At 70.8% G+C, this 26,298-nt stretch carries 27 protein-coding genes; 8 read left to right on the top strand and 19 right to left on the bottom strand.

The features are described 5' to 3' along the window. Nucleotide 1 precedes the first annotated feature (1 nt). From HNR73_RS34845 to HNR73_RS34825, 5 genes are all read left to right on the top strand, one after another. Nucleotides 2–1,039 (top strand): FecCD family ABC transporter permease, encoded by a 1,038-nt coding sequence (locus HNR73_RS34845; protein ID WP_184792302.1) that lies wholly within the window; start codon nt 2–4, stop codon nt 1,037–1,039. Beyond that, nucleotides 1,036–2,064 carry a FecCD family ABC transporter permease gene (locus HNR73_RS34840; protein ID WP_184792301.1) on the top strand — a complete coding sequence of 343 codons (1,029 nt, stop codon included), beginning with the start codon at nt 1,036–1,038 and terminating at the stop codon, nt 2,062–2,064. Before HNR73_RS34845 ends, HNR73_RS34840 begins: the two co-directional genes overlap by 4 nt. Beyond that, the gene (locus HNR73_RS34835) at nt 2,065–2,871 is read left to right on the top strand and encodes an ABC transporter ATP-binding protein (protein ID WP_184792300.1); all 807 of its coding nucleotides are present in this window, start codon (nt 2,065–2,067) and stop codon (nt 2,869–2,871) included. 170 nt (nt 2,872–3,041) lie between these two features. Next, nucleotides 3,042–4,190, top strand: a complete 1,149-nt coding sequence (locus HNR73_RS34830) for a trypsin-like serine protease (RefSeq protein WP_239122172.1) — start codon at nt 3,042–3,044, stop codon at nt 4,188–4,190. Nucleotides 4,191–4,312: 122 nt separating this feature from the next. After that, entirely contained in the window at nt 4,313–5,092 is a 780-nt protein-coding gene (locus tag HNR73_RS34825; RefSeq protein ID WP_184792299.1) for a S1 family peptidase, read from the top strand. A 2-nt stretch (nt 5,093–5,094) separates the two neighbouring features. Here HNR73_RS34825 and HNR73_RS34820 read toward each other — a convergent pair whose 3' ends face one another. Beyond that, nucleotides 5,095–6,090 carry a GNAT family N-acetyltransferase gene (locus HNR73_RS34820; RefSeq protein WP_184792298.1) on the bottom strand — a complete coding sequence of 332 codons (996 nt, stop codon included), beginning with the start codon at nt 6,088–6,090 and terminating at the stop codon, nt 5,095–5,097. A 112-nt stretch (nt 6,091–6,202) separates the two neighbouring features. On the opposite strand from HNR73_RS34820, the gene HNR73_RS34815 reads away from it, so the two are divergent. Beyond that, nucleotides 6,203–6,703, top strand: coding sequence for a DUF1269 domain-containing protein (locus tag HNR73_RS34815; protein ID WP_184792297.1), 501 nt, complete (start codon nt 6,203–6,205; stop codon nt 6,701–6,703). 429 nt (nt 6,704–7,132) lie between these two features. Here the strand turns inward: HNR73_RS34815 and HNR73_RS34810 are convergent, their stop codons facing one another. The 10 genes from HNR73_RS34810 to HNR73_RS34765 form a co-directional block, all read right to left on the bottom strand. Next, nucleotides 7,133–8,368, bottom strand: a complete 1,236-nt coding sequence (locus HNR73_RS34810; protein WP_184792296.1) for a glycosyltransferase — start codon at nt 8,366–8,368, stop codon at nt 7,133–7,135. 106 nt (nt 8,369–8,474) lie between these two features. Beyond that, the gene (locus HNR73_RS34805; protein ID WP_184792295.1) at nt 8,475–10,559 is read right to left on the bottom strand and encodes a HelD family protein; all 2,085 of its coding nucleotides are present in this window, start codon (nt 10,557–10,559) and stop codon (nt 8,475–8,477) included. Between the two features lie 426 nt (nt 10,560–10,985). Next, the gene (locus HNR73_RS34800) at nt 10,986–12,062 is read right to left on the bottom strand and encodes an acyltransferase family protein (RefSeq protein WP_184792294.1); all 1,077 of its coding nucleotides are present in this window, start codon (nt 12,060–12,062) and stop codon (nt 10,986–10,988) included. Nucleotides 12,063–12,486: 424 nt separating this feature from the next. Further along, complete coding sequence (locus HNR73_RS34795) at nt 12,487–13,203, bottom strand: sirohydrochlorin chelatase (protein WP_373316621.1); 717 nt, start codon at nt 13,201–13,203, stop codon at nt 12,487–12,489. Next, on the bottom strand, nt 13,200–13,895 hold the full coding sequence (locus tag HNR73_RS34790; protein ID WP_184792292.1) for a phosphoadenylyl-sulfate reductase: 696 nt from the start codon (nt 13,893–13,895) through the stop codon (nt 13,200–13,202). Before HNR73_RS34790 ends, HNR73_RS34795 begins: the two co-directional genes overlap by 4 nt. Beyond that, nucleotides 13,885–14,103: a hypothetical protein gene (locus HNR73_RS34785; protein WP_184792291.1), complete on the bottom strand. Its 219-nt coding sequence runs from the start codon at nt 14,101–14,103 to the stop codon at nt 13,885–13,887. The genes HNR73_RS34790 and HNR73_RS34785 overlap by 11 nt, the downstream gene beginning before the upstream one ends. After that, nucleotides 14,100–15,761, bottom strand: a complete 1,662-nt coding sequence (locus tag HNR73_RS34780) for a nitrite/sulfite reductase (RefSeq protein WP_184792290.1) — start codon at nt 15,759–15,761, stop codon at nt 14,100–14,102. The genes HNR73_RS34785 and HNR73_RS34780 overlap by 4 nt, the downstream gene beginning before the upstream one ends. Nucleotides 15,762–16,125: 364 nt before the next feature. Beyond that, complete coding sequence (locus HNR73_RS34775) at nt 16,126–16,524, bottom strand: type II toxin-antitoxin system VapC family toxin (RefSeq protein WP_203686352.1); 399 nt, start codon at nt 16,522–16,524, stop codon at nt 16,126–16,128. Then, on the bottom strand, nt 16,521–16,751 hold the full coding sequence (locus HNR73_RS34770; RefSeq protein ID WP_184792289.1) for a hypothetical protein: 231 nt from the start codon (nt 16,749–16,751) through the stop codon (nt 16,521–16,523). Before HNR73_RS34770 ends, HNR73_RS34775 begins: the two co-directional genes overlap by 4 nt. 117 nt (nt 16,752–16,868) lie before the next feature. Further along, nucleotides 16,869–18,344 (bottom strand): sensor histidine kinase, encoded by a 1,476-nt coding sequence (locus tag HNR73_RS34765; protein WP_184792288.1) that lies wholly within the window; start codon nt 18,342–18,344, stop codon nt 16,869–16,871. Between the two features lie 70 nt (nt 18,345–18,414). On the opposite strand from HNR73_RS34765, the gene HNR73_RS34760 reads away from it, so the two are divergent. Next, nucleotides 18,415–18,951 carry a DUF2087 domain-containing protein gene (locus tag HNR73_RS34760; protein ID WP_184792287.1) on the top strand — a complete coding sequence of 179 codons (537 nt, stop codon included), beginning with the start codon at nt 18,415–18,417 and terminating at the stop codon, nt 18,949–18,951. Here HNR73_RS34760 and HNR73_RS34755 read toward each other — a convergent pair. Further along, complete coding sequence (locus HNR73_RS34755) at nt 18,948–19,505, bottom strand: EF-hand domain-containing protein (protein ID WP_184792286.1); 558 nt, start codon at nt 19,503–19,505, stop codon at nt 18,948–18,950. The two genes, HNR73_RS34760 and HNR73_RS34755, sit on opposite strands and share 4 nt — an antisense overlap. 63 nt (nt 19,506–19,568) lie before the next feature. Beyond that, a complete protein-coding gene (locus HNR73_RS34750; RefSeq protein WP_184792285.1) occupies nt 19,569–20,147 on the bottom strand; it encodes a TetR/AcrR family transcriptional regulator in 579 nt (192 codons plus the stop codon). Nucleotides 20,148–20,232: 85 nt separating this feature from the next. Here HNR73_RS34750 and HNR73_RS34745 point away from each other — a divergent pair, with 85 nt between their 5' ends. Further along, on the top strand, nt 20,233–20,961 hold the full coding sequence (locus HNR73_RS34745) for an SDR family oxidoreductase (protein WP_184792284.1): 729 nt from the start codon (nt 20,233–20,235) through the stop codon (nt 20,959–20,961). Here HNR73_RS34745 and HNR73_RS34740 read toward each other — a convergent pair. From HNR73_RS34740 to HNR73_RS34715, 6 genes are all read right to left on the bottom strand, one after another. Next, the gene (locus HNR73_RS34740; protein WP_184792283.1) at nt 20,940–21,911 is read right to left on the bottom strand and encodes a hypothetical protein; all 972 of its coding nucleotides are present in this window, start codon (nt 21,909–21,911) and stop codon (nt 20,940–20,942) included. The two genes, HNR73_RS34745 and HNR73_RS34740, sit on opposite strands and share 22 nt — an antisense overlap. Before the next feature lie 21 nt (nt 21,912–21,932). Next, the gene (locus tag HNR73_RS34735) at nt 21,933–22,934 is read right to left on the bottom strand and encodes a glycine betaine ABC transporter substrate-binding protein (RefSeq protein ID WP_203686353.1); all 1,002 of its coding nucleotides are present in this window, start codon (nt 22,932–22,934) and stop codon (nt 21,933–21,935) included. A gap of 3 nt (nt 22,935–22,937) precedes the next feature. Then, complete coding sequence (locus tag HNR73_RS34730; RefSeq protein ID WP_184792282.1) at nt 22,938–23,726, bottom strand: ABC transporter permease; 789 nt, start codon at nt 23,724–23,726, stop codon at nt 22,938–22,940. After that, on the bottom strand, nt 23,723–24,871 hold the full coding sequence (locus HNR73_RS34725; RefSeq protein ID WP_275414567.1) for an ABC transporter ATP-binding protein: 1,149 nt from the start codon (nt 24,869–24,871) through the stop codon (nt 23,723–23,725). The genes HNR73_RS34730 and HNR73_RS34725 overlap by 4 nt, the downstream gene beginning before the upstream one ends. Beyond that, nucleotides 24,864–25,511, bottom strand: coding sequence for an ABC transporter permease (locus tag HNR73_RS34720; RefSeq protein WP_184792281.1), 648 nt, complete (start codon nt 25,509–25,511; stop codon nt 24,864–24,866). The genes HNR73_RS34725 and HNR73_RS34720 overlap by 8 nt, the downstream gene beginning before the upstream one ends. A 90-nt stretch (nt 25,512–25,601) precedes the next feature. Next, nucleotides 25,602–26,249, bottom strand: a complete 648-nt coding sequence (locus HNR73_RS34715; RefSeq protein ID WP_184792280.1) for a TetR/AcrR family transcriptional regulator — start codon at nt 26,247–26,249, stop codon at nt 25,602–25,604. Nucleotides 26,250–26,298: the final 49 nt, after the last annotated feature.

Genomic DNA, 26,298 nt, shown 5'->3' with positions numbered 1-26,298 from the left:
TATGTTTCGCTCGCGAGGTGGTCACCCATCGCGTCCGTCGCCGCCGGTATGGGTGCTCGCCGTACTTCCCGTGCCGCTGTTGATCACCGGGTGTCTCGCCTCGCTGCTGATCGGCGGCGGTGACGTCGGTCCGGGTGCGGCGATGAAGTACCTGCTCGGGGGGCTCGACGACGCGCACGTGGCGATGGTCGTCGACACGCTGCGGCTGCCGCGCACGCTCGCGGCGCTCGTGGTCGGCGGCGGGCTCGGACTGGCCGGCGCGCTGCTGCAATCAGTGACTCGAAACCCGCTCGCCGAGACCGGGCTGCTGGGCGTGAACGCCGGGGCGGCGCTGGCGGTCGTCGCCGGGATCGCCTTGTTCTCTCTGGACGGCGCGCCGGCCCAGCTGGCGCTGGCGCTCGTCGGCGCGCTGGCGGCGAGCGCGCTGGTGCTGGTGATGGCGGCATTGCGAGGCGGGACCTCGCCGCTGCGCCTGGTGCTGGCGGGGGCCGCGCTGTCGGCGACGTTCCGGGGCGCGACGGCGTACCTGCTGACGCGCGACTCGGCGGGCTATGACCGTTACCGCTTCTGGGTTCTGGGTTCGCTGTCGGGCGTGACGACGCGGATGGTCGTGCAGATCCTGCCGATCGTCGTGCTGGCCGTGGTGATCGCGGCGGTGCTGGCGCGGCCGATGTCGGCGCTGTCGCTCGGCGACGACGTGGCCGCCGGGCTCGGGCACCGGCCGGGACGGGTGCGGGTCGCGGCGGCCGTGGCGGTGACACTGTTGACGGGCGCGTCGGTGGCGCTGGCCGGTCCGGTGGCGTTCCTCGGGCTGCTGGCGCCGTACATCGCACGGGCAGTGGTGGGGCCACGCATGGGCGCGCTGCTCTGGCTGTCCATGGTGGGCGGCGGGCTCGTGATGATCGTGGCGGACCTGGGATCGCGGCTGATCGTGCGGCCGTACGAGGCACCGGTGAGCATTCTCCTCGCCGTGGTGGGCGGGCCGCTGCTGATCTGGCTCGTCCGCTCGAACCGGACCCTGACCTTGCGGGCCTCGTGAAGCCGCCCGACTCCCTCGCCCTGCGCTTCGGCTCGCGCTCGGTGCTGCTTCCCAAGCGCGCCACCGCCGTCGCGCTGTCCATCGTGGTCCTGCTGTTGCTCGCGACGGCCGCGTCGGTCGCGGTCGGCAACGGCCGGACCGTTGGCTGGCGCGCGGTTGAGGCGCTGCTCGGCGGGGAGAACGCCTTCGCCCGCCGCACGGTCTTCGACTACCGGCTGCCGCGCGTGGTCGCCGGTGCCGTCGCGGGAGCCGCCCTCGGCCTCGCCGGGTGCCTGACCCAGACGCTGGCCCGGAACCGGCTGGCCACGCCGGATCTCGTCGGCGTCAACGACGGCGCCACGGTCGGCGTCCTGATCACCGTGCTCGGCTCGACGACGGCCTCCATCGGCGCGTGGTGGGCCGGGCCGCTCGGCGCGGTCATCGCGGCGGCGGCCGTCGTCGCCGTCGCCGGAGGCCTCGGCACCGCCGGATACCGCGTGCTGGTCGTGGGTCTGGCGCTGTCGGTGACCATCGACGCCGTCACCGACCTCGTCCTCGCCCGCCAGCCCGTCGACGTGGCGCGCGGAGTGTGGGGCTGGACGATCGGCAACCTCAACGCCCGCGGCTACGAGGTCGCCACGCCCGTCCTGCTCGGCCTGGCCGTGCTGGTCCCGCCGGCACTGCTGGCCTCCCGCAAGCTCAACGTCCTGCGCTTCGGCGACGACACCGCCGCCACCCTCGGCGTCGTCCCGGGACGCTGGCGGCTCTACGCGCTCGCCGTCGCCGTCGGTCTCGCCGGGCTCGCCGTCGGCATCGGCGGCCCCATCGCCTTCGTCGCGATGGCCGCGCCGATCCTGGCCACCCGGCTCGCCGGGACCGCCCGCGTCCCGATCGTCACCGCGGCCCTGTCGGGAGCGCTCCTGGTCGTCTGCGCCGACACCCTCGGCCGCGCCTTCGGGCCCGTCGAGGTGCCGGTCGGCGTCCTGGCGAGCCTGCTCGGCGGGCCGTTCCTGTTGTGGGTTCTGCTTTCCCGAAAGGACTCCTGAGTGCGACTCGTCGTCGAAGGACTGCGCGCGGCCTACGGCCACCGCGAGGTCGTGTCCGAGGTGGACCTGTGCGCCGAACCCGGCTCGGTGACCGCCATCGTCGGCCCGAACGGCTGCGGCAAGTCCACCCTCCTGCGCTGCGTGGCCCGGCTGCACCGGCCGACCGCGGGCCGCGTCACCGTCGGCGGCACCGACGTCTGGCAGCGCGCGCCCCGGCACGTCGCCCGTGATCTGGCACTGCTCCCGCAGTCCCCCAGTGCCCCCGAGGCGATCACCGTCGCCGGTCTCGTCGCCCACGGACGCCATCCGCACCAGGGCCTCTTTCGCCAGTGGTCCCGCGAGGACGAGGCCGCCGCCCGGGACGCGCTCGCGGCCACCGGCGTCGCCGACCTCGCCGGCCGCCGCGTCGACCGGCTCTCCGGCGGGCAGCGCCAGCGCTGCTGGCTGGCCATGATCCTCGCGCAGGACACCCCCGTGGTCCTCCTCGACGAACCGACCTCGGCGCTCGACCTCGGACACCAGGTCGAGGTGCTTTCACTGATTCGGAAGATCGCCCGAAAACGGAACCGGACGGTCGTGATGGTCGTCCACGACCTCGCCGCCGCCGCGCGCTACGCCGACCGGCTCATCGCCATGCGCGACGGACGCGTCACAGCCGAGGGACCACCCGCCGAGATCCTCACGGGTGAGCTGGTCAAGCGCCTTTACGGGGTCGAAGCGGACATCCTGTCCGCCCCGGGCGACGGCTCACCGGTGGTCGTCGCACGACCCGAGGAGGGCGCGACCACTTCGTCCCCTGGCAACTAATCGGTTTAGTGAATCTTCCGGCAAGGCAAGGGAATACCCGTAAAAATCCCGGTGACATCGAGATTTCTCGATATTGACGAGTCCTGTTGTCACCGCTATGTTCCTTGCAGTCCGTCACGGTCACGTCCACCGATGGATGCGACACGAACGGTGTCTCGAAGGAGTTCTCCGTGAGGAAGACATTACGGACCGCAATGCGACTCGCCCTCGTCGCATTGACCGGTGTGCTGGCGGTGGGCTTCGCCTCCGCCCCCTCTCAGGCGTCGGATCCCGGCACCAACGTCGTGGGCGGTACGCGGGCCGCGCAGGGTGAGTTCCCCTGGGTGGTCCGTCTTTCGATGGGATGCGGCGGCTCGCTCGTGCACCCCCAGGTCGTCCTGACCGCCGCGCACTGCGTGAACGGCACCGGCAACAACACCTCGATCGGCGTCACCGCCGGCGTCGTGGACCTCCAGGACCCCGCTCGCATCACCCGTCAGTCGACCTATGTCCTCCAGGCGCCGGGCTACAACGGCACGGGCAAGGACTGGGCGCTGATCAAGCTCAACACCCCGATCACGAACATCCCGCTGCTCGGCATGGCGACCACGGGCGCCAACGACAACGGCACCTTCGACATCATGGGCTGGGGCGCGGCCTCCGAAGGCGGCGGCCAGCAGCGCTACCTCCTCAAGGCCCAGGTCCCGTTCATCAGTGACGCGTCCTGCCGGGCCGCCGGCGGCAGCTACAGCGGCCTCGTCGACGCCGAGGAGATCTGTGCCGGCCTGCAGCAGGGCGGCGTGGACACCTGCCAGGGCGACTCCGGTGGCCCGATGACCAAGAACGTCAACGGCACGCCCGTCCAGATCGGCATCGTCAGCTGGGGCGAGGGCTGCGCGCGTCCGGGCAAGCCCGGCGTCTACAGCCAGGTCTCCGGCATGTACAACAACATCAAGTCGGCCCTCGACTCGCTCGTCGGCACACCCCAGCCCGGTTGCGGCAAGTCCGCCACCAACGCCGCCGACGTGCAGATCCCCGACAACACCACGGTGTCGAGCTCGGTCGCCATCTCCGGCTGCACCGTCGCCCCCTCCTCGACCTCCACGGTCGCGGTCAACATCGTGCACACCTACATCGGCGACCTCGTCGTGAGCCTCATCGCCCCCGACGGCTCCGCCTACGTCCTGCACAACCGCACCGGCGGCAGCGCCGACAACATCAACCAGACCTACACGGTCAACCTGGCCGGCGAAGGCGCCAACGGCACCTGGAAGCTCCAGGTCCGTGACGCGGCCTCGGCCGACACCGGCTACATCAACACCTGGACCCTGACGGTCTGACGGTGACGCGGACGCCCCCGCCTCCGACGGGGGCGTCCGCACTTCCGGCCCGGTCGAGCGGCGGCCCGGCCGGTTTCGGCACACGAGGCCGGGAAGAACGTTCACGCGCCAGGGGAGGGACCATGCGAAGGAACCCGGCCTTACTGGTCGTACTGACCACCCTTATCGCGGCCCTGCTCACCGCGTCGGCGGCACCGGCGCACGCGGGCGACGTCGGCACCGACATCGTCGGCGGGTCCCCCGCCGCCCCCGGAGAGTTCCCGTGGATGGTGCGGCTCTCCATGGGCTGCAACGGTTCCCTGGTGCACGCGCGGGTCGTGCTGACCGCCGCGCACTGCGTCGGCGAGACCGGTCCGGACGCCACGATCACCGGGGTCGCGGGTGTCACCGACCTGGCCGATCCCAGGGCCATCCGCTTCCGTTCCGACTTCGTGCACCGGGCGCCCGGCTACGACGGTTACGGCAAGGACTGGGCCCTGATCCGCCTGACCACGCCGATCCCGGGGATCCCGGTGCTCGCGCTGCCCGAGAGCGCGGCCCTGGACAACGGGATGTTCACCATTCTCGGCTGGGGCTCCACCTGCGACGGCTGCGCGCCGTCGCGGCAGCTGCGCAAGGCACAGGTGCCGTACGTGCGCGACGACGTGTGCGCGGAGGCTTACGGCGGCGACCTGATCTGGGCCGAGGAGATCTGCGCCGGCTACGCCGAAGGCGGCGTCGACTTCTGCCAGGGCGACTCCGGCGGGCCGATGCTCCGCAAGGACCCCGGCGGGACGTGGCGCCAGATCGGGATCATCAGCTGGGGCATCGGATGCGCACGGCCCGGCTACTACGGCGTGTACACACAGGTCAGCCACTTCGCCGTCGCGATCCGGGCGGCGATCGCCCAGCTCACGGCCTGACCTCAGCCGCGCTGCCACTCCTCGTAGCGTTCGACTTCACGGAAGCCTAGTTCGAGGTTCACCGAGACCATCGGGCCGTTCTGGACGGCGTTCCACGTCTCGATGCTCGTGTGCTTCGGGTATCCGGCCTGCAGGGCGCGCTGGTTGGCGACCTTGAGGGCGAGTCCGAGGCGGTGGCCGCGGTGTTCGGGGAGGACGAGGGTGTCCCACTGGAACGCCCGGTGCTCGCCTTCGCGGGAGACGCCGATCTGGGTGTGTCCGGCGATGACGCCGTCGGGTGCCACGGCGATGACGGTGAGGATGTCGCGGCCCTGGTCGGCGGCCTTCTTCTCGTCGGCGCGCAGGCGGGCGACGTCCCAGACCTCGGCCTCGTAGTCCATGTCGCCGACCGGCGCCTCGGACATCAGCAGCGACTTGAGGTGCGCGTACTGCTCGGCGTGCTCGTCGGGGCAGGGGCCGGTCCAGGTGACGAGGCGGTAGTCGCCGATCTTCTCGGCGGCCTTGGCCTCCAGGCGATCGAGGAGTTCGTCGGCGACGGGCAGGTCGAGGGCCCGGCGCATCTCGATGTTGCGTCGGGTGAGGCCGCAGCGGGTCGCGAAGCCGACGCCGGGCACCTCGTCGGCGCCGATCGGCTGATTGACGACGCCGAAGAGGCTCGTGCGGCCGAGTTCGGCGACGCGCGCCTCGATGTGCGCGAACAGGGCCGTGCCGATCCCCTGGCGGCGGTGCGCCGGGACGACGGCGATCTCGATGTCGGCGAGGTTGAGGTTGTCGTGCTTGGGAAGTTCGAGGCGGACGGTGCCGACGATCCGGCCGTCGACGAAGGCGCCGTAGATCTCGTAGTCGTAGGGGCCGTCGGCGGCACGGAAGGCCACGGCCGACTGCGCGGCGCTGAACAGGGGCGGGTCGAAGCGACCGGCGCCGACGCCTTCGCGGGCGGCGGCGTGCCAGGCCCCGAAGGCGGTGTCGTCGAAGTGGTCCACGCGCGAGATCTTCACGCGCGGACGATAACAGCGGCCGTGCGCCGGGTCGAGGTGATTTCGCCGAGCGGCCACCCGCGACGCGTGGGCTTGGTGCAATGGGAGGACACCCACGATCAGCGGAGGATCCATGGCAGACCTCGTCGTACTGGGATTCCGCGCCGAATCCACCGCCCAGATCGCGCTGGACGCGATCGACCTCCTGGAGAGCGAAGGGCTCGTCTCCCTGGAGGATCTGGCGCTGGTGACCAGGCGGGAGAACGGCCACATCGACGTCAAGCACGCCCACCACCGCGTCGCGAAGGGCGCGACGGCCGGAGCGGCCGCCGGAGTCGTCGTCGGCGCCCTCGCGGCGATCCCGGTCTTCGGCCTCGCGGTGGGTGCCGCCGCGGGAGCCGCGCTGAACAAGATCGGCCACATCGGCGTCGACGAACGCATGGTGGAACGCATGGCTGGGGCACTCCCACCGGGCGCCGGGCACGTCCTGATGATGGTGAAGACGGCCGACGACGCGAAGGTCGTGGAACGCCTGGCGCCCTACGAGCCGCACCTGGTGGTGACGACGCTGCCGGACGAGCGGGTGGCGGAACTGCGCCGCTTGCTGGACGGGACGGGGATCCGGCGGAGGTAGGACGGGGGACGGCGAAAGGCGGCGGACCGGCGGGCTCGCGCGCGGGCTAACCGACTCCCGCACTCGCAGGCTGACGGACTCACCGGCGGGCTCGCGGGCCCGCTGGTGGCGTGACACAGCGCTCAGCAGCGACGAGGACAGGTGCGGGCCGAAGATCCGCCACCGCCGCAACGCCCAACGGGTGAACTCTGCCGCGTATGGCGCGGTGGTCGCCAAAGCCGCCCCGCAACACAACGCCCACGCCAAACCCTCCCCGGCCACTCCCGCCACCCGCTAAAGGCGGCGGAGGCGACCACCACGCCCAGCGGCAAGCGGGCCGAAGGCCCGGAGGCGAAGCCGCGCAGCGGCTGAGCCGCATCGCGAGCGCAGCGAGCCGGCAAACACAGGCCCTAAGCCCAAGACCCGGCCCCCACCACCCGCAGGCGACCCCTACCCGACCCCCGCCGTCTCCCCCACGTCCTCACCCGCATCCGCGCCTTCCCGCACCCCGCACATCCGGTCGATGACCTCGAAGTACGTCGCCCGCTGTCGGCTCCACATCCGTTCGGTCATCAGCCCGAGCGTGTGCTCGCTTCGCGCCCTCGCCGCGGCCTGGTCTCTCGCGACGGCCGTGATGGCCTTGGCGAGTCCGGGCCCGTCGGCGGGGTCGGCGAACACGACGGCCTGTTCGTCGAAGTAGCGGGCGACGGTGGGGTTGCGGAACGAGACGATGGGCACGCCGACGCCGGCGTATTCCATGATCTTGTTCGGCAGGATGTCCTGGGTGAGCGGCCCGATCTGGTGGGGCACGAGCCCGAGGTGGAGTTCGCCGAGTTCGGTGGGCAGGTCGGTGACGGCGATGGGGGTGTCGTCGAAGTGGACGCGGTCGGCGACGTCGTGCTTGGCGATGTGCTCGTGGAGTCGTGGCGCGTCGTCGCCGGCGCCGCGGATGCGCAGTTTGAGTCCGGGCATCTCGTCGCGGAGCAGGGCGACGGCGTCGACGGCCTGGAAAACGCCCTGCCGTTCGGCGATGAGGCCGTGATATCCGGCGACGAACTCACCGTCGGCCCGCCATTCGCGCCATTCACGCGGCTGGAAGATCGCGTCGTCGGGGCAGTTCAGCACCGAGGTCACGCGAGTCTTGGTGAGTCCGCGCAGGAGTTCGGCGTAGGGCTCGTTGGCGGTGATGACTTCGGTGGAGAAGCGCATCGAGGCGCGTTCGGAGGCCCGCACCGAGTTGAGCAGCGCGGGCCTTGAGGCGAACTTCTCCTCGAAGGTCTTCGAGGTCAGGTCGTGCACGTCGAGCAGAACCGGCAGCCCCCGGAGGCGCTGCGGCAGGCCGCAGAAGACCAGCGTCTCGGGCATCGAGTGCGCCTGGACGAGGTCGAACTCGCGGCGGTGCTTCGACGCCCAGCGCAGTGCGCGCCAGCTGAAGCGGCCGTACAGCTTCAGGTAGGCGCCGGCCGACGCGCCGCGGTATTTACGGATCGGGAGTTCGACCACCCGCACTCCGTTGACCACGCCGGTCTCGGGTTTCTCGCCGACCTGGAGGGCCAGCACGGTCACGTGGTCGCCGCGGTTCACGAGGGCCTCGGCCTGCCGGCGTACCCGCGCGTCGGTGCGGTAGTCGGTGACGACGACCATCAGGATCCGCAGGGGGCGGCGAACCGATCGGGGGCTCGACATGGCACGAAGAATAGCCCCGGAAACGTCCGGTCAAACCTTCGGGAAGACCGAAAACCCACCATTCACCAAAAGCGGCGTTCGCTTTTCACCAACGGTATTCCTGTTGTTAATCCTGCGCGTTGATCACCGTCAGGAATTGCGTCGCACGGGTGAACACGACGTAACGGACCTGGGGGCCCGACTCGGCCGCGACGACGTCGGGCCGCACGGCGACGACGGCGTCGAATTCGAGTCCCTTCGACTCCAGTGCGGTCATGACGTGCAGTCTCTCGTGCGGTTCGAACCAGGCGGCGATCTTGCCGCGGTCGTCGGCCGGGGTGATGACGCCCACGGTCCCGGCGACCTCGGCGAGGTGTTCGGCGACCTTGGCGACGACCGTCGCGGTCAGTTCGGCGGCCGGGACGCGCAGGTCGACGGGGACGGCGCCGGTCCGGCGGACGGCCTTGGGGATGTCGGCGTCGGGCACGGCCCGGCGGATCGACTCGGCGGCGAACTCGAAGATCTCGGCGGAGTTGCGGTAGTTGGTGGTGAGGTGGAACTCCTTGCGCGGCAGGCGCCCCAGTGCCTCGTTGCGCGCGCGGCGGGCCTCGGCCGGGTCGGGCCAGCTGCTCTGGGCGGCGTCACCGACGATGGTCCAGCTCGCCTGGCGACCGCGACGGCCGAGCATCCGCCACTGCATCGGGGAGAGGTCCTGCGCCTCGTCGACGACGATGTGGGCGTAGCCGTCATAGTCGGAGCCGCGCTCGGCCCGCGGTGCCCGGGTGTACAGCCGGTCCTGCGTGGTCGTCAGCTCCTGGATGGAGTCGCCGTCGTGGTCGCGGCGGGCCTTCGGGCGCTTCGGCCTGCCGAGGATCCCGGCGAGCTCGTCGAGCAGCGGGATGTCGGACACCGACCAGTCGGGCTCGGTCAGCGAGGCCGCGACCGCCGAGACCTCCTGCCGCGACAGCATGCCCTGCGAGGCCGCGCCGAGCCGCCGCTCGTCGGACAGCCAGCGCAGCACCTCCTCGGGGGTGAGTTCGGGCCACCAGGCGTGCAGGAACTCCAGGAACTCGTTGCGGTGGCCGACCTCGCGGGAGAACTCGGCCGGGACGAGCCCGGTCTCGATGCGTTCTTTCGCCTTGCGCCACAAGGCGACCAGCAGCGCCCGGCCTGCTTCGGTGACGGCGTGGTTGTGCTGCTGGTTCTTGCGCTGCACGGCCGCGCGGGCCTCGATCAGGTCGCCTTCGCGCAGGCGCAGCACCTCACCCCGGTAGACCATCGTGAAGGTCTCGGGCGCGTTCGGGGGCGCGAGTCTGGTCGCGCGGGCGAGGATCTTCCGGATCCGCCCGGCGCCCTTGACGGCGGCGACCTTCAGCGGGTCCTGCCGGACGGCCTTGGCGCCGTCGACGAACTCGCCGAGGGCGTACAGGGCCGCGGCGTCCTCGCCGAGGGACGGCAGTACGCGCTCGATGTAGCGCAGGAAGACCGTGGAGGGTCCGACGACGAGCACGCCGCCGCCTTCGAAGCGCCGCCGGTCGGCGTACAGCAGGTAGGCGGCGCGGTGCAGCGCGACGACGGTCTTGCCCGTGCCGGGGCCACCGCTGATCAGCGTGACGCCGCGGGCCTCGGCCCGGATCGCCTCGTCCTGCTCGCGCTGGATGGTGGCGACGATGTCGCGCATGCGCTCGCCGCGGGCGCGGGCCAGGGCGGCCATGAGGGCGCCGTCGCCGATGACCGACAGGCCGGTCTCGCCGGGGTCGGCGTGCTCGGTGTCGAGGAGGTCGTCGGAGATGTCGAGCACGGTCCGGCCGCTGGAGCGGATGACCCGGCGTCGGATGACCGACATCCGGTCGGCCGCCGTGGCCTGGTAGAACGGCGCCGCGGCGGGCGCGCGCCAGTCGATCAGCAGCGGCTTCTGCTCGGCCGAGCGCAGTCCGAGCCGGCCGATGTGCCGGGTGACCGGACCGTCGAGGTCGAGGCGCCCGAAGACCAGGCCCTCGTGTTCGGCGTCGAGGGTGTGCAGCCGTTTGGCCGCCTGGTAGACGAACACGTCGCGCTCGTACTGCGCGCCCGGAACCCTTGCGTGCGAATAGTTGTAGCCGTCACGCTCGGCTCGGACCGCGACGTCGCGAAGCTCGTCCAGCCGGTCGTAGACAGTGTCGACGTGGCGTTGTTCGAGGGCCACCTCGGCGTCCCTTTCGGCTGTCTCCACAACACTCTTGTCGTCATCCCGCCCACCGCTGTGGCTCAACTGCGCACTCCCCTGGCCTTTGAAAACGAAGCCATTCAGTCTATCCCCTCGCCGGATTGATCATCGAATCCGGCGGACATCGAGTGAAGTCGATATGTCGCCATTTGGACTGACTTGGGAGGAGCCGAGGCCTTAGGTTTCGTCTGCGTCCGATCCGAGGTGGGCGGACGTGAACGTGAGACAACGGCGGATGCCCCTCAGGGTGGGGCACCTCTTTTCAGGAGGCTGGTCATGCTCGTCAGCATCGGTCTGGGAATCACGGTCATCGGTGGGTGGTACGGATGGCACTGCTGGTGGTGGTAGTGCTTCCGTAGCAGCCCGGCCCCCGCTTCTCTCCAGGTCTTGGAGCGGGGGCCGGGCCTTGTCCACGTTCGTTTCGAGCCGGATTCAGGCGGTGACCTCCTGCGGCCGGCGTCGCGACTGGGCGGTGAACAGCCACGGCATGCGCGGCTCCACGACCCACCGGAACAGCCGCGTCACGGGCGCGGTCATGAGCAGGACCGCCAGACCGGCTGCCAGCAGTGTGACGAGAACCGCACCCGCGGGCGTGTGCAGCCATTCGAAGCGGTAGAGGTCGAGACCCTCGTCGGCGATCTTGATCACGAAACCGTGCAGGAGATAGGCGTAGATGGTGCGCTCCCCCAGCGCGCTCAGCCGGAACTCGCGCTTCGGCGTCCAGGCCAGGAAGGTGACCACCAGGATCCCGGCGGCCAGGAAGGTGCCGACGCGGATCGGCACGATCCACGCCAGGGCCGTCTCCAGCTGGCCGTAACCCTGGTTGTAGTAGACCCACTCCGGCGCCAGGTCCGAACCGAAGACGTAGGCGACGGCCAGCAGACCGGCGGTGGCGGCCAGGCCGCTCCAGCGGATCCACGGCCGCCGCAGCGCCTCGAAGTGCTCGCGCCTGAGCCGGAGCCCGATCACGAAGAAGGGCAGGAACTGCAGGATGCGGCCGAGGTCGAGCACGTCACTGAGGGCGGTGAGCGAGGCGGCGAAGGAGATCGCGAAGGCCACCGCGATCGGCCACCGCACGACCTTCCAGATCTGTGAGGTCAGCCGCCAGAAGAACAGGGCGGGCAGGAACCACAGCAGGTACCACGGGTAGAGCAGGTTCCAGTCGAACTGACCCTCGGTGTAGATGCGCATCAGCCCGTAGGCGAGCGAGAAGGTCACGTACGGGAGCGCGACGCCGGTCAGGAGCCGCCGCCACTGATCGGGACGTCCGGCGAAGCTGCGGGAAAGGTAGCCCGAGATGAGGATGAACGCGGGCATGTGCAGGTCGTAGAGGACCAGATAGGCCGCGCGGACGGCGTCGCTGTCCATCAGGGGCGCCCACGCGTGACCGCAGGCGACCAGCACGATCAAGATCAGTTTCGCGTTGGAGAAGTACGGGTCCTTCCTGGTGGGGCGCGGGTTTGCCGGAGGCGCGTCGGGCGCCGTGGTGCTCGAAGCGGGTGCGGACATCAGCTTGGCGTGGTCTCCTCATCGGTTTTCACCGTTGGCGGGAGGCTGGGCTTCGGCCTCGTGCCGGGGACGACGTGAACGCCGCCGCCAGGGGGCCACACGGGGGCTGACAACGACGAACACGGACGCGGCCTACGGCCGCCGTCCGGCACCTGTCTTTTGTTGTCGCCGCGTCAGCGGTGGGCACTGACGGCAGGGCCACGGGCCACCGGGAACCTTTTACCCGCAAAGGAACAGGCGAAACGCGCAACCGGGACGGCCGACGTGGTCGAAACATCGTAACAAGCCGGGTGGATGCGGCCAATAGGGGCCGGAATCGCATACGGGGTAGGTGCGTCCACATAGGACCACAAAGGGCATGCCCCAGCAGCACACATGACCGTGTGCACACGGCGGATTACCATGCATGAAGAGATCTCGGCCCTCAGGCCGCCGCCGCGACCGTCCTTCGCAGGGCGGCGACGTAGGCCGCACGGACCGCACCGAGCAGCTCGTCGGCGTCGCCGAGCGGGGGCGCGACCGGCACGCCCGCCGCGACCGCCGCCGCGCGCACGCGCTCGTAGAGCAGACCGGGCGCGATGAAGTAGGAGGCGACCGCGACATTCCGGGCACCCGACGCGTGCAGGCGGGTGACCGCCTCGCCGACGCCCGGCTCCGCCGAGGCGGCGTACGCGGCCACGCCCGGCACTCCGAGGTGCCGGCCGAGGCGCAGGGCCATGTCGCGTACGTGTGCCTGCCCCACCGTGTCGCGGGTCCCGGCCGCCGCCAGCACGACCCCGTCGCAGGGGCCCAGCGCCCGCGCCAGCGCCGGAATGAGCGCCGCTCCGCCGACGGGTGGCCCCAGCGGCACCTCCAGCCCCGGCCGCTTCTCACGCACCTCGGCGACGAGCCGGGGCACGTCGACGCGGCTGTGGAAGGCGTCGGTCAGCAGGAGCGGGACCACGGCCACGGTGCGGTGCCCGGCGTCGGCGAGTGCCGTGAGCAGGGTCACCGGGTCGGGGCGGTCGAAGTCGATGAAACTCGCCCGGGCGTCGAGGCGCGCGGCGATGCGGCGGACGACCGCGGAGGAGCGGCCGTCCCTGCTGCCGTGGGCGATGAGCACGAGCGGCGGGCCGGGGCCGTCGCCGCGCCAGGCGGTCACAGGTGGATCCCGCATTCCTGCTTGTCGAACATGGCCCAGCGGCCGGCGCGGGGGTCCTCGCCGGGCTTGACGCGGCGGGTGCAGGGCCAGCAGCCGATGGAGCCGTAGCCGCGGTTGAAGAGGTCGTTGACGGGGATGTCGTTGGCCTCGATGTAGGTGTCCACGTCGGACTGTGTCCAGCGCGCGATGGGCGAGATCTTGACCTTCTGGCGGCCGGCGTCGAAGTCGACGATGCGGGTGTCGGCACGGCTGGGGGACTCGTCGCGGCGCAGACCGGTGGCCCAGGCGTCGTAGTCGGCGAGCGCCTCGGCGAGGGGTTCGACCTTGCGCAGGTGGCAGCACTCGTCGGGGGCGCGGTCCCACAGCCGGGGGCCGAACTCGCCGTCCTGGCGGCCGACGGTCATGGGCGGGCGGACCGACTTGACGGTCACGGGGAGCCTGCGGCGGACCTCTTCGCGGACGTCGAGGGTCTCCTCGAAGTGGAGTCCGGTGTCGAGGAAGACGACGTCGACGCCGGGGACCACGCTGGAGACCAGGTGGGCGAGGACGGCGTCGGCGAAGGAGGAGGTGACGCAGAAGCGTTCGCCGAAGGTGTCGGCGGCCCATTCCACGATGCGTTCGGCGGAGGCGTTCTCAAGGTCGCGGCCGGCCTTGTGGGCGAGGTCGCGGAGGGCGAAGGGGTCACGAGTCATGGCCGGTCTCCGGTCTGTTGTCGACGGGCACGGTCTGTGGGGTGGCGTCGTCGCCGAAGTTGAGTCCTTTGAAGGTCACCGAGAAGACGCGGGCGCAGGAGCGGCATTCCCAGCCGGAGGGGCGCGCGCCGGGGTCGGCGGGGAGATGGGGGTGCAGGTCCTCGTCTCCGCAGTAGGGGCAGAAGTAGGGGACGGCGCGGCCGCTCACTGGAGGTCCTTCTCGTCGGCGCGGGCGACCCAGGCGGCGAAGACCTCGCCGTCGGTGCGCTCGTCGAGGTAGCGGCGGGAAAGGCGCTCGACGTAGTCGGCGAGTTCGGTCGCGGCGACCTTGTGGCCGCGGAGTTTGCGGCCGAGGCCGGCGTGCAGGGCGTGGCCGCCGCCGAGGTGGACCTGGAAGCCTTCGACGCGCTTGCCGTCGACGAGGACGAGCTGGCCTTTGAGGCCGATGTCGGCGGTTTGGGTGCGGGCGCAGGCGTTGGGGCAGCCGTTGACGTGGATCGCGAGCGGGGTGTCCATGTCGGGTACGCGCTTTTCGAGCTGGAGGACGGTTTCGCGGGCGCGTTCCTTGGTGTCGACGAGGGCGAGTTTGCAGAACTCGATGCCGGTGCAGGCCATGGTGCCGCGGCGCCAGGGGCTGGGGTCGGCGTGGAGGCCGAGTTCGCGGAGGCCTTCGACGATGGCGTCCACATCGGACTCGGCGATGTCGAGGATGAGGAGTTTCTGGCCGGGGGTGGTGCGCACGCGGTCGCTGCCGTGGCGGGCGGCGAGTTCGGCGACCTGGTGCAGGACGGTTCCGGTGACGCGGCCGACGACCGGTGCGGCGCCGACGAAGTAGCGTCCGTCGGCCTGCCGGTGGACGCCGACGTGGTCGATGAGGGCGGGTGCGACGGCGGGTTCGTCGAGGTCGTCGAGTTTGCGCTTGAGGTACTCGTTCTCCAGGACTTCGCGGAAGCGTTCGATGCCCCAGTCGGCGACGAGGAACTTGAGGCGCGCGCGGGTGCGCAGGCGGCGGAAGCCGTAGTCGCGGAAGAGCTGGGTGACGGCGTGCCAGACGTCGGGAACGTCCTCAAGGGACACCCAGGTGCCGAGTCGCTTGGCGAGCATGGGGTTCGTCGACAGGCCGCCGCCGACCCAGACGTCGTAGCCGGGTCCGTGGATCGGGTGGACGGCGCCGAGGAAGGAGAGGTCGTTGGTCTCGTAGGGCAGGTCGGGCAGCCAGGAGATGCCGGACTTGTACTTGCGGGGCAGGTTCGACAGGCTCTGGTCGCCGATGAAGCGGCTGGTGATCTCGTCGATGGCCGGGGTGGCGTCGATCAGTTCGTCGGCGGAGACGCCGGCCACGGGGCTGCCGAGGACGACGCGTGGGCAGTCGCCGCATGCCTCCTGTGTGGACAGTCCGACTTCTTCGAGGCGGCGCCAGATGTCGGGGACGTCCTCGACGCGGATCCAGTGCAGCTGGATGTTCTGGCGGTCGGTGATGTCGGCGGTGTCGCGGCCGTAGAGCCGGGAGATCTCGGCGATCGCGCGCAGCTGCTCCACGGAGAGCTGCCCGCCGTCGATGCGGACGCGCAGCATGAAGAACTCGTCTTCGAGGTCCTCGGGTTCCATGACGCCGGTGTGGGTGCCGTCGAAGCCGGGTTTGCGCTGGGTGTAGAGGCCCCACCAGCGGAAACGGCCGCGCAGGTCGGCGGGGTCGATCGAGGCGAAACCCCGGTGCGCGTAGATGTTCTCGATGCGCGCGCGGACGTTGAGGGGGTTGTCGTCCTTCTTCTGCTGCTCATTGGGGTTGAGGGGCTCGGTGTGTCCGAGCGCCCACTGGCCCTGGCCCTTGGCGTTGTGCCGACTGCGGACCGACGACGTGGTCATGATGCTCCCGGTGCTCAGTGATCAGCACGCGAGGCGTTGGCGTCATGAGGATCCACGGCGGCGACACGTCGCGCGCCCTGGAGAAGGAAAGGGTTCGATCAGGCGCGACGATGCACCGGGCGACAGATCGCGCTGCGGGTACGCCCGAAGTCCACGTGGCGGCGGGCCACGAGGCGGATGCGCAGGGCAGCACTCATGCGGGCAAGCATGCCACAAGGGTGCGGGGGCCGTCACCTCCATGCGGACGGTCCCGGGGCGGCCGTGCGGGCGTCACACGCCGACATCTGGGGTAACGGTCCCGACATGGAGACGACGGGGGCCGATTCACGGTTTCCGGGCCGTCCGCATGGCGGGACGGGGTGGCTCAGATTGCGATGACCTCGACTCGGGCCGAGTGAGACCCTTCAAGTTTGCGATCGGACGTCAGCAGGGTGCTTCCCAGACTCTCGGCCAACGCCACGTACGACGCGTCGTACGGGTTGTAGTTATGCCGAAGTTCCCACGCCCGCTTGAAGGTCTCCGCGCCCGGGTGCCGGGTGATCGGGAGGTCGAAAAAGTCCCGCAGTGCCTGATCCGCCACCACTTCGGTGATCTTGCGGCCGACGAGCATGCCGCGCATCGCGCTGAGGAACTCGAAATCGATGAGAGCCGGAGCGTGCATCTGGCGCGGCGCGGACAAACGCCTTCGCAGAAGCTCGGTCCCCGCGGATTCGGTGAGAGCGTAGACGATGACGGAGTTGTCCACGACGATCGTCTGGCTCACCGTTCGCGATCCGCCCGCTGGAGCGCCACGATGTCGTCCACCGATACACCGGTCTTCGGGCGGTCGGCGGTCCGGGCGAACACTTCCGCCGCCGTCGGCTGGGCCGCTTGGTCGATGAGAAGCGCTCGCACATAGCGCTCGACGCTCATGCCGTAGGCCTGAGCTCGCGCCAGCAGTACGTCGTACGCATCATCCGGCAGCTCGGGAACTTCTATTCGCTGCGCCATGAAAGCCATGCTATCCCCCTCTGGTCACCCCCGCGATCAGTAAGAACGCACGGAAAACTACCAGTGGTGACGGCCCGATGACAAAGGATCTTTCTGTCGCATCCAGGACACCCCGCCCTACACCGGAACGACGAGCACCGCCTCGGTCCCGCCGCCCTCGCGCGGGCGCAGGTCGATCGTCCCGCGCAGCTCACCGGTCGCGAGGGTCCGCACGATCTGGAGCCCGAGCCGCTGGCTGTTCTCGATCCGGAAGGACTCCGGCAGCCCACGGCCCTCGTCGGCGACCCGCACGCGCAGCTCGCCCTGTTCCCGGTGCACGGCGAGCACGACCTCGCCCGACTGCCCCGGCCCGTAGGCGTGCTCGACGGCGTTCTGCAGCAGCTCGTTGAGGATCATCACCAGCGGTGTCGCCACCTCGGCCGGGAGGACCCCGAAGGATCCCTCCCTGCGCAGCCGCACCTGCGACTCGGCGGCGGCGACCTCGGCGGCCATCGAGGAGATGCGGTCGACGATCTCGTCGAAGGCGACGGCCTCGTCGCTGGACTGCGACAGCGTCTCGTGGACCAGCGCGATCGAGGCGACCCGCCGCACCGACTCCTCCAGCGCCGCCCGCGCCTGCGGCGCCCCGACCCGCCGGGCCTGGAGGCGGAGCAGCGCGGCGACGGTCTGCAGGTTGTTCTTGACCCGGTGGTGGATCTCGCGGATCGTGGCGTCCTTGGTCATCAGCGCCCGGTCGCGGCGGCGGACCTCGGTGACGTCCCGGACCAGGATCAGCGCGCCCGCCGGTGAGCCGACCGGCCGCAGCGGCAGCGCCCGCATCAGCACCGTCGCGCCCCGGGCCTCGATCTCCTTGCGCGGCGGGCTGTCACCGCGGAGGGCCGAGTTGATGCGCGCGACGGCGTCGCCGCCGTCGAAGGGGTCGTCGGCGAGACGGCCGGTGATGGCGGCCAGGTCCTCGCCGAGCAGGTGCCCGGAGACGCCGAGGCGGCGGTAGGCCGACAGGGCGTTCGGTGAGACGTACTTGACCTTCCCGGCGGCGTCGAGCCGGACGAGGCCGTCGCCGACGCGGGGCGCGGTCGTCGTCTCCCCGGGCAGACGCGGGGGCGGGAAGCTTCCGTCGGTGACCATCTGCGCGAGGTCGTCGGCGATGTTGAGGTAGTTGGACTCCAGGCGGCTGGGGCTGCGCACGGTCATCAGGTTCGTGTCGCGCGCGATCACCGCGATGACCGGCCCGGTCGCGGTCCGGCGCACCGGGATCGCCTCATGACGCGCGGGGGTGTCACCGAACCAGACCGGGTCGCCCTCGCGCCAGATCCGGCCCTCGGCGTAGGCGGCGGTCAGGTGCGACGCGTCGCCGCCGGAGCTGGTCCGCGCGACCTGGTCGTCGTAGTACGCCGTCATTCCCGTGGTGGGGCGCACCTGGGCGACGCAGACGTAGCCCTTGTCCTCGTCCTTGGCGCGCACCCACATGAGCAGGTCGGCGAAGGACAGATCGGACAGCAGCTGCCACTCGGCGGCCAGCAGGTGCAGGTGGTCGACAGCGTCGGAGTCGAGGGTCGTGTGCGCGCTGAGGAGATCACGGAGGGTGGCCACCTGTCGAGGGTAGCGACGCCGGGGCCGATATCGCGTTGAGAGCGCTCCCGGGCCTTCGTAGTGTGGCGGGATGGACTCCCTTGAACTGTGCGGCCAGCTCGCCGAGCCGGCCCGCCTGCGCGCCTTCGCCGCCGTGGTGCTCGGTGCCGGAACCTCCGCCGAGGTCGCCGAGGCGGCCGGCGCCGACGCGAAGTCGGCCGTCAAGGCCCTCCAGCGACTCATCGGCAGCGGGATCGTGACCACCGGCGAGGACGGTCGCCTGACCGCCTCCGCCGACCTGTTCAAGGAGGCCGCGCGGCAGGCCCCGGCCACCGAACCGGAATCCCTCGACGACGACCCCGACCGCAACGCCGTGCTACGCAACTTCGTCCGCGACGGGCGCCTGCTGAGTCTGCCCAGCGGTTTCCGCAAGTCCCGGATCGTCGTCGAGCACATCGCCGAGCGGAGCTTCGAACCCGGCGTGATCTACACCGAGAAGCAGATCGACGACGTGCTGAAGGGCTGGCACGCCGACCACGCCTCACTGCGGCGGTACCTGGTCGACCACGGCATCATGACGCGCGAGGACGGCCGGTACTGGCGTAGCGGCGGGCGCGTCGAGGTCTAGTCGAGCCCGACCGTCAGCGGCCGCGGGTCACCCAGCAGCCAGTTGCCGGGCGCGTCGAGATCCTCGCCGGTGAAGTACTCCCGGCAGACCCGGGCGAAGTCGTCTCGCGAAACACCCCTGCCGTGATGCGCGAGATGCTCGACGGCCGCGGCCACCTGCGGCTCGACGAGCCCGTGCGCGCGCAGCAGCGAACTCAGCTCGGGGGCGTCGAGACGGCCGTCGCCGTCGAGGTCGGCGAGCGCGAACAGCGCCTCCCAGAGCGGCCGGACCGTCGCGTCGAAGGTGGCGACACCGGCGATGAGGGCCTTGTCGTTGGCGGTGACGAACTCTTCGAGGGTGACCTTCGCCGTCCCGTCCCCGTGCACGTCGCGCCACAGCCGCTCGTAGGCGTCGCGGAGGGCGGCGACGCGGGCGTCGTCGTCGGCGAGCCCGAAGGCGCAGCGCAGCCTTTCGGCTATGCGCAGGTAGTCGGCGGGTTCGACGTGTCCCGCGTGGTCGGCGTCGAGCAGCCCGAAGCGGCGGATGAGCTTGCGCGTCTGGAACTCGCTGGCCATGGCCGGCCTCCCCCGTCTCTCGTACGGTCACTCTAAGTTGCCGGAGGGTCGCGCCGGACGGTTTCAGTCGCGCCGGATCTGCCGGAGGAGGCCGGTGGCGAGTTCGGCGGCGGCGCGGGGGCTCAGTGGGCCGTGGCCGAGCAGAACGCGGTACCACAGGACGCCGTACACCTGGTCGATGAGCAGGTCGAAGTCGGCGCCGGGGGGCAGTTCGGCGCGTGCGCGGCCGCGTTCGAGGAGCGCGCGGAGGGCCGTGCGGCGTCGGTCGGTGAACTCGCGGAGGGTCTCCAGGGTCGCCGGGTCGCGCTGGGCTTCGCCCATGAGCGCGCTGAGGACGGGGGCGGCCTCGGTCATGCCGTCGAAGGTCGCGACGACGAAGGCGCGCAGGTCGCCGTCGACGGTGCCGGTGTCGGGCTGGGGGACGACGGCGCTGCCGTAGGCGGTGAAGGCTTCGAGGAGGATCGCGTACTTCGAGGGCCACCAGCGGTAAATGGTCTGTTTCCCGACGCCCGCCTCGGCGGCGATCGCGCCGACGGTGACGTCGCCGCCGGAGGTGCCGAACAGGCGCAGGGCGGCGTCGAGGATGGCCTGCCGGGCGGCTTCGTTGCGCTGGCGGCCGGTGTGGGCGCGTTGGTGTGCCATGTCACCACGCTAGCAGTTGACGAAACCATGAGTCTCGACAAACACTTGTCGAGACAGCAAGACTCGACAACGAGAGGCTCAGGCCATGGAACTCAACGGTCAGCGGGCACTGGTCATGGGCGGCGGCAGCGGCATCGGCGCGGCCACCGCACGGCTCTTCGCCGAAGCGGGCGCCGAGGTGGTCATCACCGGCCGCCGGGCCGATGTCCTCGCCGACACCGCCGCGGCCATCGGCGCGCGGGTCCGACCCGCCACCGTCGACGCGGCCTCCGACGAAGACCTCGCGGCCTTCTTCGCCGACGGCACCACCTACGACCACCTCGTGCTCGCCCTCAGCGGCGGCAGCGGCGGCGGCCCCATCACCGCACTCGCCCTCGACGATCTGCGCGACGGCATCGAGGCCAAACTCATCGCGCACGTCCGGGCGCTCAAGGCGACCCTCCCCCACCTCGCCCCCGGCGGCTCGGTGACCTTCATCGGCGCCGTCTCGGCCCGCGCGGCCCTGCCCGGCACCGCCGGACTCGCCGCGATCAACGGCGCCGTCGAGGCGATGGTCGGACCGCTCGCGGCAGAACTCGCGCCCCGGCGCGTCAACGCCGTCTCCCCCGGCGTCATCGACACCCCGTGGTGGCACGCGCTGCCCGAGGAGCAGCGCCAGGCCATGTTCGACGGCTTCGCCAAGGCCCTGCCGCTGGGCCGCGTGGGACTGCCCGAGGACGTCGCGCGGGCGGTGGTGTCGCTGGCGACGAACACCTACATCACCGGCACCGTCCTCGAAGTGGCCGGTGGGGCTCAGCTGGCGACGGCCGGCTGACCCGCCCAGTCGGCGGCGTCGCTGAGCAGCGCCTCACGATGGTGATGCACGCTCAGGACCCCGGCGCCGCCGACGGTGAACCCGCTCAGATCGCCGTGCGGGGAACCGATCCCGGGGACGGCGTGGAAGGCCGAGAAGGTCCGCACGGGATGACCGGCGAGGACCACCTCGGCCTCCACTGTCATCGTCGCCAGGTCGACGATCCGCACGCGTCGACTGTAGGAGCCCCACGCGGCCTTCCCGCCCGGCAGCAGCCACAGGTCGCGGGTCGGGCGCTCGTCCTTCGGATCGGGCGAGATGTCGGTCCAGGGCAGGCGGGCCAGTTCGGACCCGCCGGGCCAGGAGACCCGCAGCAGGTCGGGCAGCGCGACGAGGAGCTCGCCGCCGCCGGGCAGGAAGACGGGCGGATCGGGGTTCTCAAAAGGAATCGGCTCCACCCGGAGCCGGTCGCCGTCGCGGGTGACGACATGGGCCTCACTGCCCGCCCAGACCGGCCCGGCCGTCCACAGCACGACCGTTCCGGGGTCGGGATGCGGGTGCAGCCACGCGCCCGAACCGCCGTACCGCTCGGGCAGGCTCGCCGCCGCGAGCACGCCGAAGTCGGGGTCGCGCAGCTCGACGGCGACCTCCTCGCCGGTCCGCGCGGTCCACAGCCCGCCGCCGGTCCACAGGACGGCCTCGGTGCGCTCGGGACCGGGCCGTGGCTTCTCCGGGGTGCCGGTCCACAGGCCCGAGTCCCCGACCCAGGCCCAGGTCCCGTCGCAGGCGACCCGCAGGTCGCCGATGCGCATCCCGAGGTCGACGCGGCGTTCGACGGTCAAGACCGGGTCGGTGACGGTGACGGTTCCGTCGAAGGCCGCCAGCGCCCACCCACCGCCGGGCAGGTGCCGGGCGAGGTCGACGCGGTGTCCGGGGGTCAGGGCCGCCCGAGGCTGGACTTCACGGAGCATGCGTCATTGTCTCCGCCCGCCTCAAGACGCGAGGAAGCCCTGTTCCATGAGCCAGTCCTCGGCGACGTAGACGGGGTCGCGGCCGTCGACGTCGACCTGCGCGTTGAGGCCGCGCATGACGTCGGTGGTCAGGCGCGCGGCGAGGTCGGCGAAGATCTCGCCGATCTGCGGGGACCGCTGGTAGATCTCCTGCCGCACGGTCAGCGCGGGCTGGTAGATCGGGAAGAAGTGCTTGTCGTCGGTGAGCGTGACCAGGCCGTTGGCGGGGATGCGGCCGTCGGTGTCGAAGACCTCGCCGAAGGTGCAGCTGCCGCCGATGCGGTTGTAGATCAGGCCGGTGTCCATCGACTGGACGTTGCCGGGCGGGATGTCGGCGTCGGTGAAGCCGTAGGTCTGCTTCATGCCGACGAAGCCGTCGTTGCGGTTGATGAACTCCGCCTCAAGACAGAAGGTCCGTTCGGCGACCGGCAGCTCGGTGATGTCGCTGATGTTGACCAGGCCGTACTTGTCGGCGGTGGCCTGCTTGACGGCGATGGCGTAACTGTTGTTGAGCGGCGCCGGCCGCGTCCACACGATCTGGTTCTGCGCCAGGTCCTCGTCGGCGACGGCCTGGAACTGCTCGGCGGGGTCGGCGATCGGGTCGGGGTGTCCCATGTAGACGATCCAGGCGGTGCCCGTGTACTCCCACATGACGTCGACCTCGCCGTCGAGCATCGACAGGCGCGCGTTGACGCTGCCCTTGATGTTGGTCTTGTCGGTGACCTGCGCCCCGGCCGCCGACAGCACCAGGCTGGTCATCTTGCCCAGCACCAGCTGCTCGGTGAAGTCCTTCGAGGAGACGGTGATCTCGGCGCCGTCGAAACCGGGGTACTTCTCCAGTTCGGGCCCGGCCGAGACCTCCGGGATGAACTGCGAGGCGGGCTGCAGCCCGCAGCCGGCGAGCATGAACGCGCAGGCCAGCAGCCACGGAAGCCGCCGCGACACGGCGTGGGACGAGCGAGGTCGGGCTGCGGGCTCGCGCACCGCTCACACCCCTTTCGGCCGCAGGTAGCGCTCGGCGAGCGCGCCGAGCCAGTCGATGCTCAGGGCGAGCAGGGCGATGAGGACGCTGCCGGTGATCAGGACGATGTTCTGCTGGAGTTTCACGCCGGCCGAGATCATCTCGCCGAGGCCGCCGGCGCCGATGAAGGAGGCGAGGGCGGCGACGCCGACGTTGAGGACGAGGGTGGTGCGGATCCCGGCGAGCATGATGGGCGTGGCCAGCGGCAGTTCGACGCGCAGGAGGGTGCGCATCGCCGACATGCCGATGCCGCGCCCGGCCTCGACGAGCGCGGGGTCGACCTGCTGGAGGCCGACCATGGTGTTGCGCAGGGCGGGCAGGACGCTGTAGACGCTCAGCGCGAGGATCGCCACCCAGAAGGGCGCGACGGTCGGCAGGACGACGGCGAGGATGACGATGACGCCGATCGCGGGCGCGCCCTGGCCGATGTTGGCGACGCCGAGGACCGCCGGGGCGGCGAGGCGGGCGCCTTTGCGGGTGAGCATGACGCCGAGCGGGATGGCCACGGCGAGGACGATCACGGTCGACACGGCGGTGAGGTTGAGGTGCTGGCCGAGGAGTTTGAGGACGAAGGGCGCCTCAAGGGAGCGCCGCTCGGAGACGTTCGGGTCGGCGGCGTTGACGCCGATGACCAGGGCGACGCCCGCGACGACGATGATCGCCGGGGTGATGAGCAGGTGCCAGGCCCGGCCGGTCGCCGACGGGGACGGTGCGACGTCGGTGGCGACCTCGACGGCGGCCTGCGCGGACGTCATCGCCGTTTCGCCTTCTCGCGGAGGCTGGCGATCGCCTGCTGGACGGTGTTGAGCGTGACGAGGCCCCGGTAGCGACGTTTGACGACGACGGGGACGAGTTCGGCGTCGGAACGCAGGAGCGCCTCCAGGGCCTCCTGGAGGGTCGAGCGACCCGAGATGGTGACGTCGACGGGACCGCCGAAGTCCTCGACGGGGCCGCTGGCGTCGGCGAGTTCCTCGCGGTTGACCCAGCGGACCGGGCGCCCGGCGCCGCGGTCGAGGACGACGGCCCAGTGTTCGTCGCGGTCGGCGAGTTCGCGGTGGACCTCGGCGGCGTCGGCCTCGGGCGCGACGGTGAGGGCCTGGTCGAGATCGATGTCGGCGACGCGGGTGACGTTGAGGAGCTTCATGGCGCCGTTCTCGCCGATGAAGCCGCGCACGAAGTCGTCGGCGGGGTTGGCCAGGATCTCGGCGGGTTCGGCGTACTGGACGATGCGCGAGCCCTCGGCGAGGACGGCGATGCGGTCGCCGAGTTTGACGGCCTCGTCGAAGTCGTGGGTGACGAAGACGATGGTCTTGCTGAGCTCGTCTTGGAGGGCGAGCAGTTCGTCCTGCAGTTTGGCGCGGGTGATGGGGTCGACGGCGCCGAAGGGTTCGTCCATGAGGAGGACGGGCGGGTCGGCGGCGAGGGCCCGGGCGACGCCGACGCGCTGCTGCTGCCCGCCGGAGAGCTGGCGCGGGTAGCGGGTCGTGTAGATCTCCGGTTCGAGGCCGACCATGGTCAGCAGTTCCTCGACGCGTTCGGCGATGCGCTTCCTGTCCCACTTGAGGATCCTGGGGACGATGGCGATGTTGTCGGCGACGGTCATGTGCGGGAACAGTCCGCCGGCCTGGATGACGTAGCCGATGTGGCGGCGCAGCTCGTCGGCCTTCTTCTTGCGGGCGTCCTCGCCGTTGATGAGGATCTCACCGGAGGTCGGCTCGATGAGGCGGTTGATGAGCTTCATGGTGGTGGTCTTGCCGCTGCCGGACGGGCCGACGAAGACGACGATCTCCCCGGCCTGGATCGTCATGGTGACGTCGTCCACGGCCGGTTTGGCCTGTCCCGGGTAGCGCTTGGTGAGGTTGCGCAGATCGATCTGCACACCGCCGACGTCGTCAGACACGCAACCCCCTGGAAGTGGTGAGACGGCCGATGAGGATGTAGGCCGCGTCGAACAGCAGCGCCAGCAGGATGATCCCGAGCGTGCCGGCGAGTGCGGCGTTGAGCGCGTTGGCGCCGCCGAGACGGGCGAGGCCGGAGAAGATCTCGTCGCCGAGGCCGGGACCGGAGACGTAGGCGGCGATCGCGGCGACGCCCATGGTGAGCATCGTGGAGACGCGGACGCCGGTGAGGATGACCGGCCAGGCGAGCGGGAGCTCGACGCGGGCGAGGACCATCGCGCGGCTCATGCCCATGCCGCGGGCGGCGTCGACCATCGCGGGGTCGACCCCGGACAGTCCGACGATGCAGTTGCGGATGATCGGGAGCAGCGCGTAGAGGGTCAACGCGACGACCGAGGGGACGACGCCGAGGCCGAAGACCGGGATCATCAGGCCGAACATCGCGAAGGACGGGATGGTGAAGATGACCGAGGCCGTCCCGGTGGCGAGGTTGGCCAGCCAGGACGTGCGGTAGGTGGCCACGGCGACGGCGAGGCCGATGACGGTGGCCAGCAGGACGCACTGGAAGACCATGCTCGCGTGCTGGTAGGTCTCGAAGAGCAGGAGATCCCAGCGGCTGGTGACGTAGTCCCAGAAACTCAACGGCTCGCCTCGCGATCGTGACCGGGCGGTCAGCGTGAGGCAATCAGATGACGGCGGGGAAGTCCAGGCGACTCGCCCGGTTATGCCGGATTAGTCCGTGCCGTAGGCGGCGAGGAAGGTCGTGACCGCCGCCGAAGCGACCTCGGCGGCCTTCTCCGCGGTGACCTCGCGGGTGCCCATCGCCGAGCAGATCTCCATGGGGCCGGTGATGAGGCTGACGAACTGCTCGGCGGCCAGGACCGGGTCGCCGACGCGGAGGCGGCCGCCCACCGAGAGCATCGCGACATGGCCGGCGAGGTCGTCGACGAGCCGCCCGTTGAGGGCGCCGCGGACGGTGTCGAGGAGTTCGGGGAACCGCGGGAGTTCGGCGTAGGTCAGGCGCCGGAGGGCGTGGGAGCTCTCGGTGAGGCAGCTGTCGAGCAGGAGCCGGGCGGCGGTGCCGAAGGCGGCTTCGAGGTCCTCGCCGGGGTGACGTAGTCCTTCCACGGCGGCGGCGCTGGTCGCGGACACGCCTTCGGCGGCGGCGGCCATCGCCTCGCGGAAGAGGGCGTCCTTGTCGTCGAGGTGGCTGTAGATGGTCGGCTTGGCGACCTTGGCCTCGGCGGCGATGTCCTTGACGCAGGCGTTGGCGAAGCCTTTGCGGGCGAACACGCGGAAGGCGGCCGCCAGGATCGCCTCGCGCTTGTCGATGCGTCCGCGCGAACCGGTCCGTCCGGGATGCGTCTTGGGTGCGGTCACTCCGAAAGCCTAGCTCACTGAACCCATGGGTTCATTTATACGCCCCCGA

Origin of the sequence: Phytomonospora endophytica (assembly GCF_014202425.1) — a bacterium.
Classification (GTDB): domain Bacteria; phylum Actinomycetota; class Actinomycetes; order Mycobacteriales; family Micromonosporaceae; genus Phytomonospora; species Phytomonospora endophytica.
The sequence above is the reverse complement of the archived record's forward strand: the minus strand, read 5'-3'. Positions and strand labels throughout refer to the sequence as shown.

What these genes read in the sequence shown, in the direction of transcription:
- HNR73_RS34845 (WP_184792302.1), top strand. Translation starts at nt 2, where the DNA reads ATGTTTCGCTCGCGAGGTGGTCACCCATCGCGTCCGTCGCCGCCGGTA.
- HNR73_RS34825 (WP_184792299.1), top strand. Translation starts at nt 4,313, where the DNA reads ATGCGAAGGAACCCGGCCTTACTGGTCGTACTGACCACCCTTATCGCG.
- HNR73_RS34815 (WP_184792297.1), top strand. Translation starts at nt 6,203, where the DNA reads ATGGCAGACCTCGTCGTACTGGGATTCCGCGCCGAATCCACCGCCCAG.
- HNR73_RS34810 (WP_184792296.1), bottom strand. Translation starts at nt 8,368, where the DNA reads ATGTCGAGCCCCCGATCGGTTCGCCGCCCCCTGCGGATCCTGATGGTC.
- HNR73_RS34800 (WP_184792294.1), bottom strand. Translation starts at nt 12,062, where the DNA reads ATGTCCGCACCCGCTTCGAGCACCACGGCGCCCGACGCGCCTCCGGCA.
- HNR73_RS34790 (WP_184792292.1), bottom strand. Translation starts at nt 13,895, where the DNA reads ATGACTCGTGACCCCTTCGCCCTCCGCGACCTCGCCCACAAGGCCGGC.
- HNR73_RS34780 (WP_184792290.1), bottom strand. Translation starts at nt 15,761, where the DNA reads ATGACCACGTCGTCGGTCCGCAGTCGGCACAACGCCAAGGGCCAGGGC.
- HNR73_RS34770 (WP_184792289.1), bottom strand. Translation starts at nt 16,751, where the DNA reads ATGGCGCAGCGAATAGAAGTTCCCGAGCTGCCGGATGATGCGTACGAC.
- HNR73_RS34760 (WP_184792287.1), top strand. Translation starts at nt 18,415, where the DNA reads ATGGACTCCCTTGAACTGTGCGGCCAGCTCGCCGAGCCGGCCCGCCTG.
- HNR73_RS34755 (WP_184792286.1), bottom strand. Translation starts at nt 19,505, where the DNA reads ATGGCCAGCGAGTTCCAGACGCGCAAGCTCATCCGCCGCTTCGGGCTG.
- HNR73_RS34750 (WP_184792285.1), bottom strand. Translation starts at nt 20,147, where the DNA reads ATGGCACACCAACGCGCCCACACCGGCCGCCAGCGCAACGAAGCCGCC.
- HNR73_RS34745 (WP_184792284.1), top strand. Translation starts at nt 20,233, where the DNA reads ATGGAACTCAACGGTCAGCGGGCACTGGTCATGGGCGGCGGCAGCGGC.
- HNR73_RS34740 (WP_184792283.1), bottom strand. Translation starts at nt 21,911, where the DNA reads ATGCTCCGTGAAGTCCAGCCTCGGGCGGCCCTGACCCCCGGACACCGC.
- HNR73_RS34730 (WP_184792282.1), bottom strand. Translation starts at nt 23,726, where the DNA reads ATGACGTCCGCGCAGGCCGCCGTCGAGGTCGCCACCGACGTCGCACCG.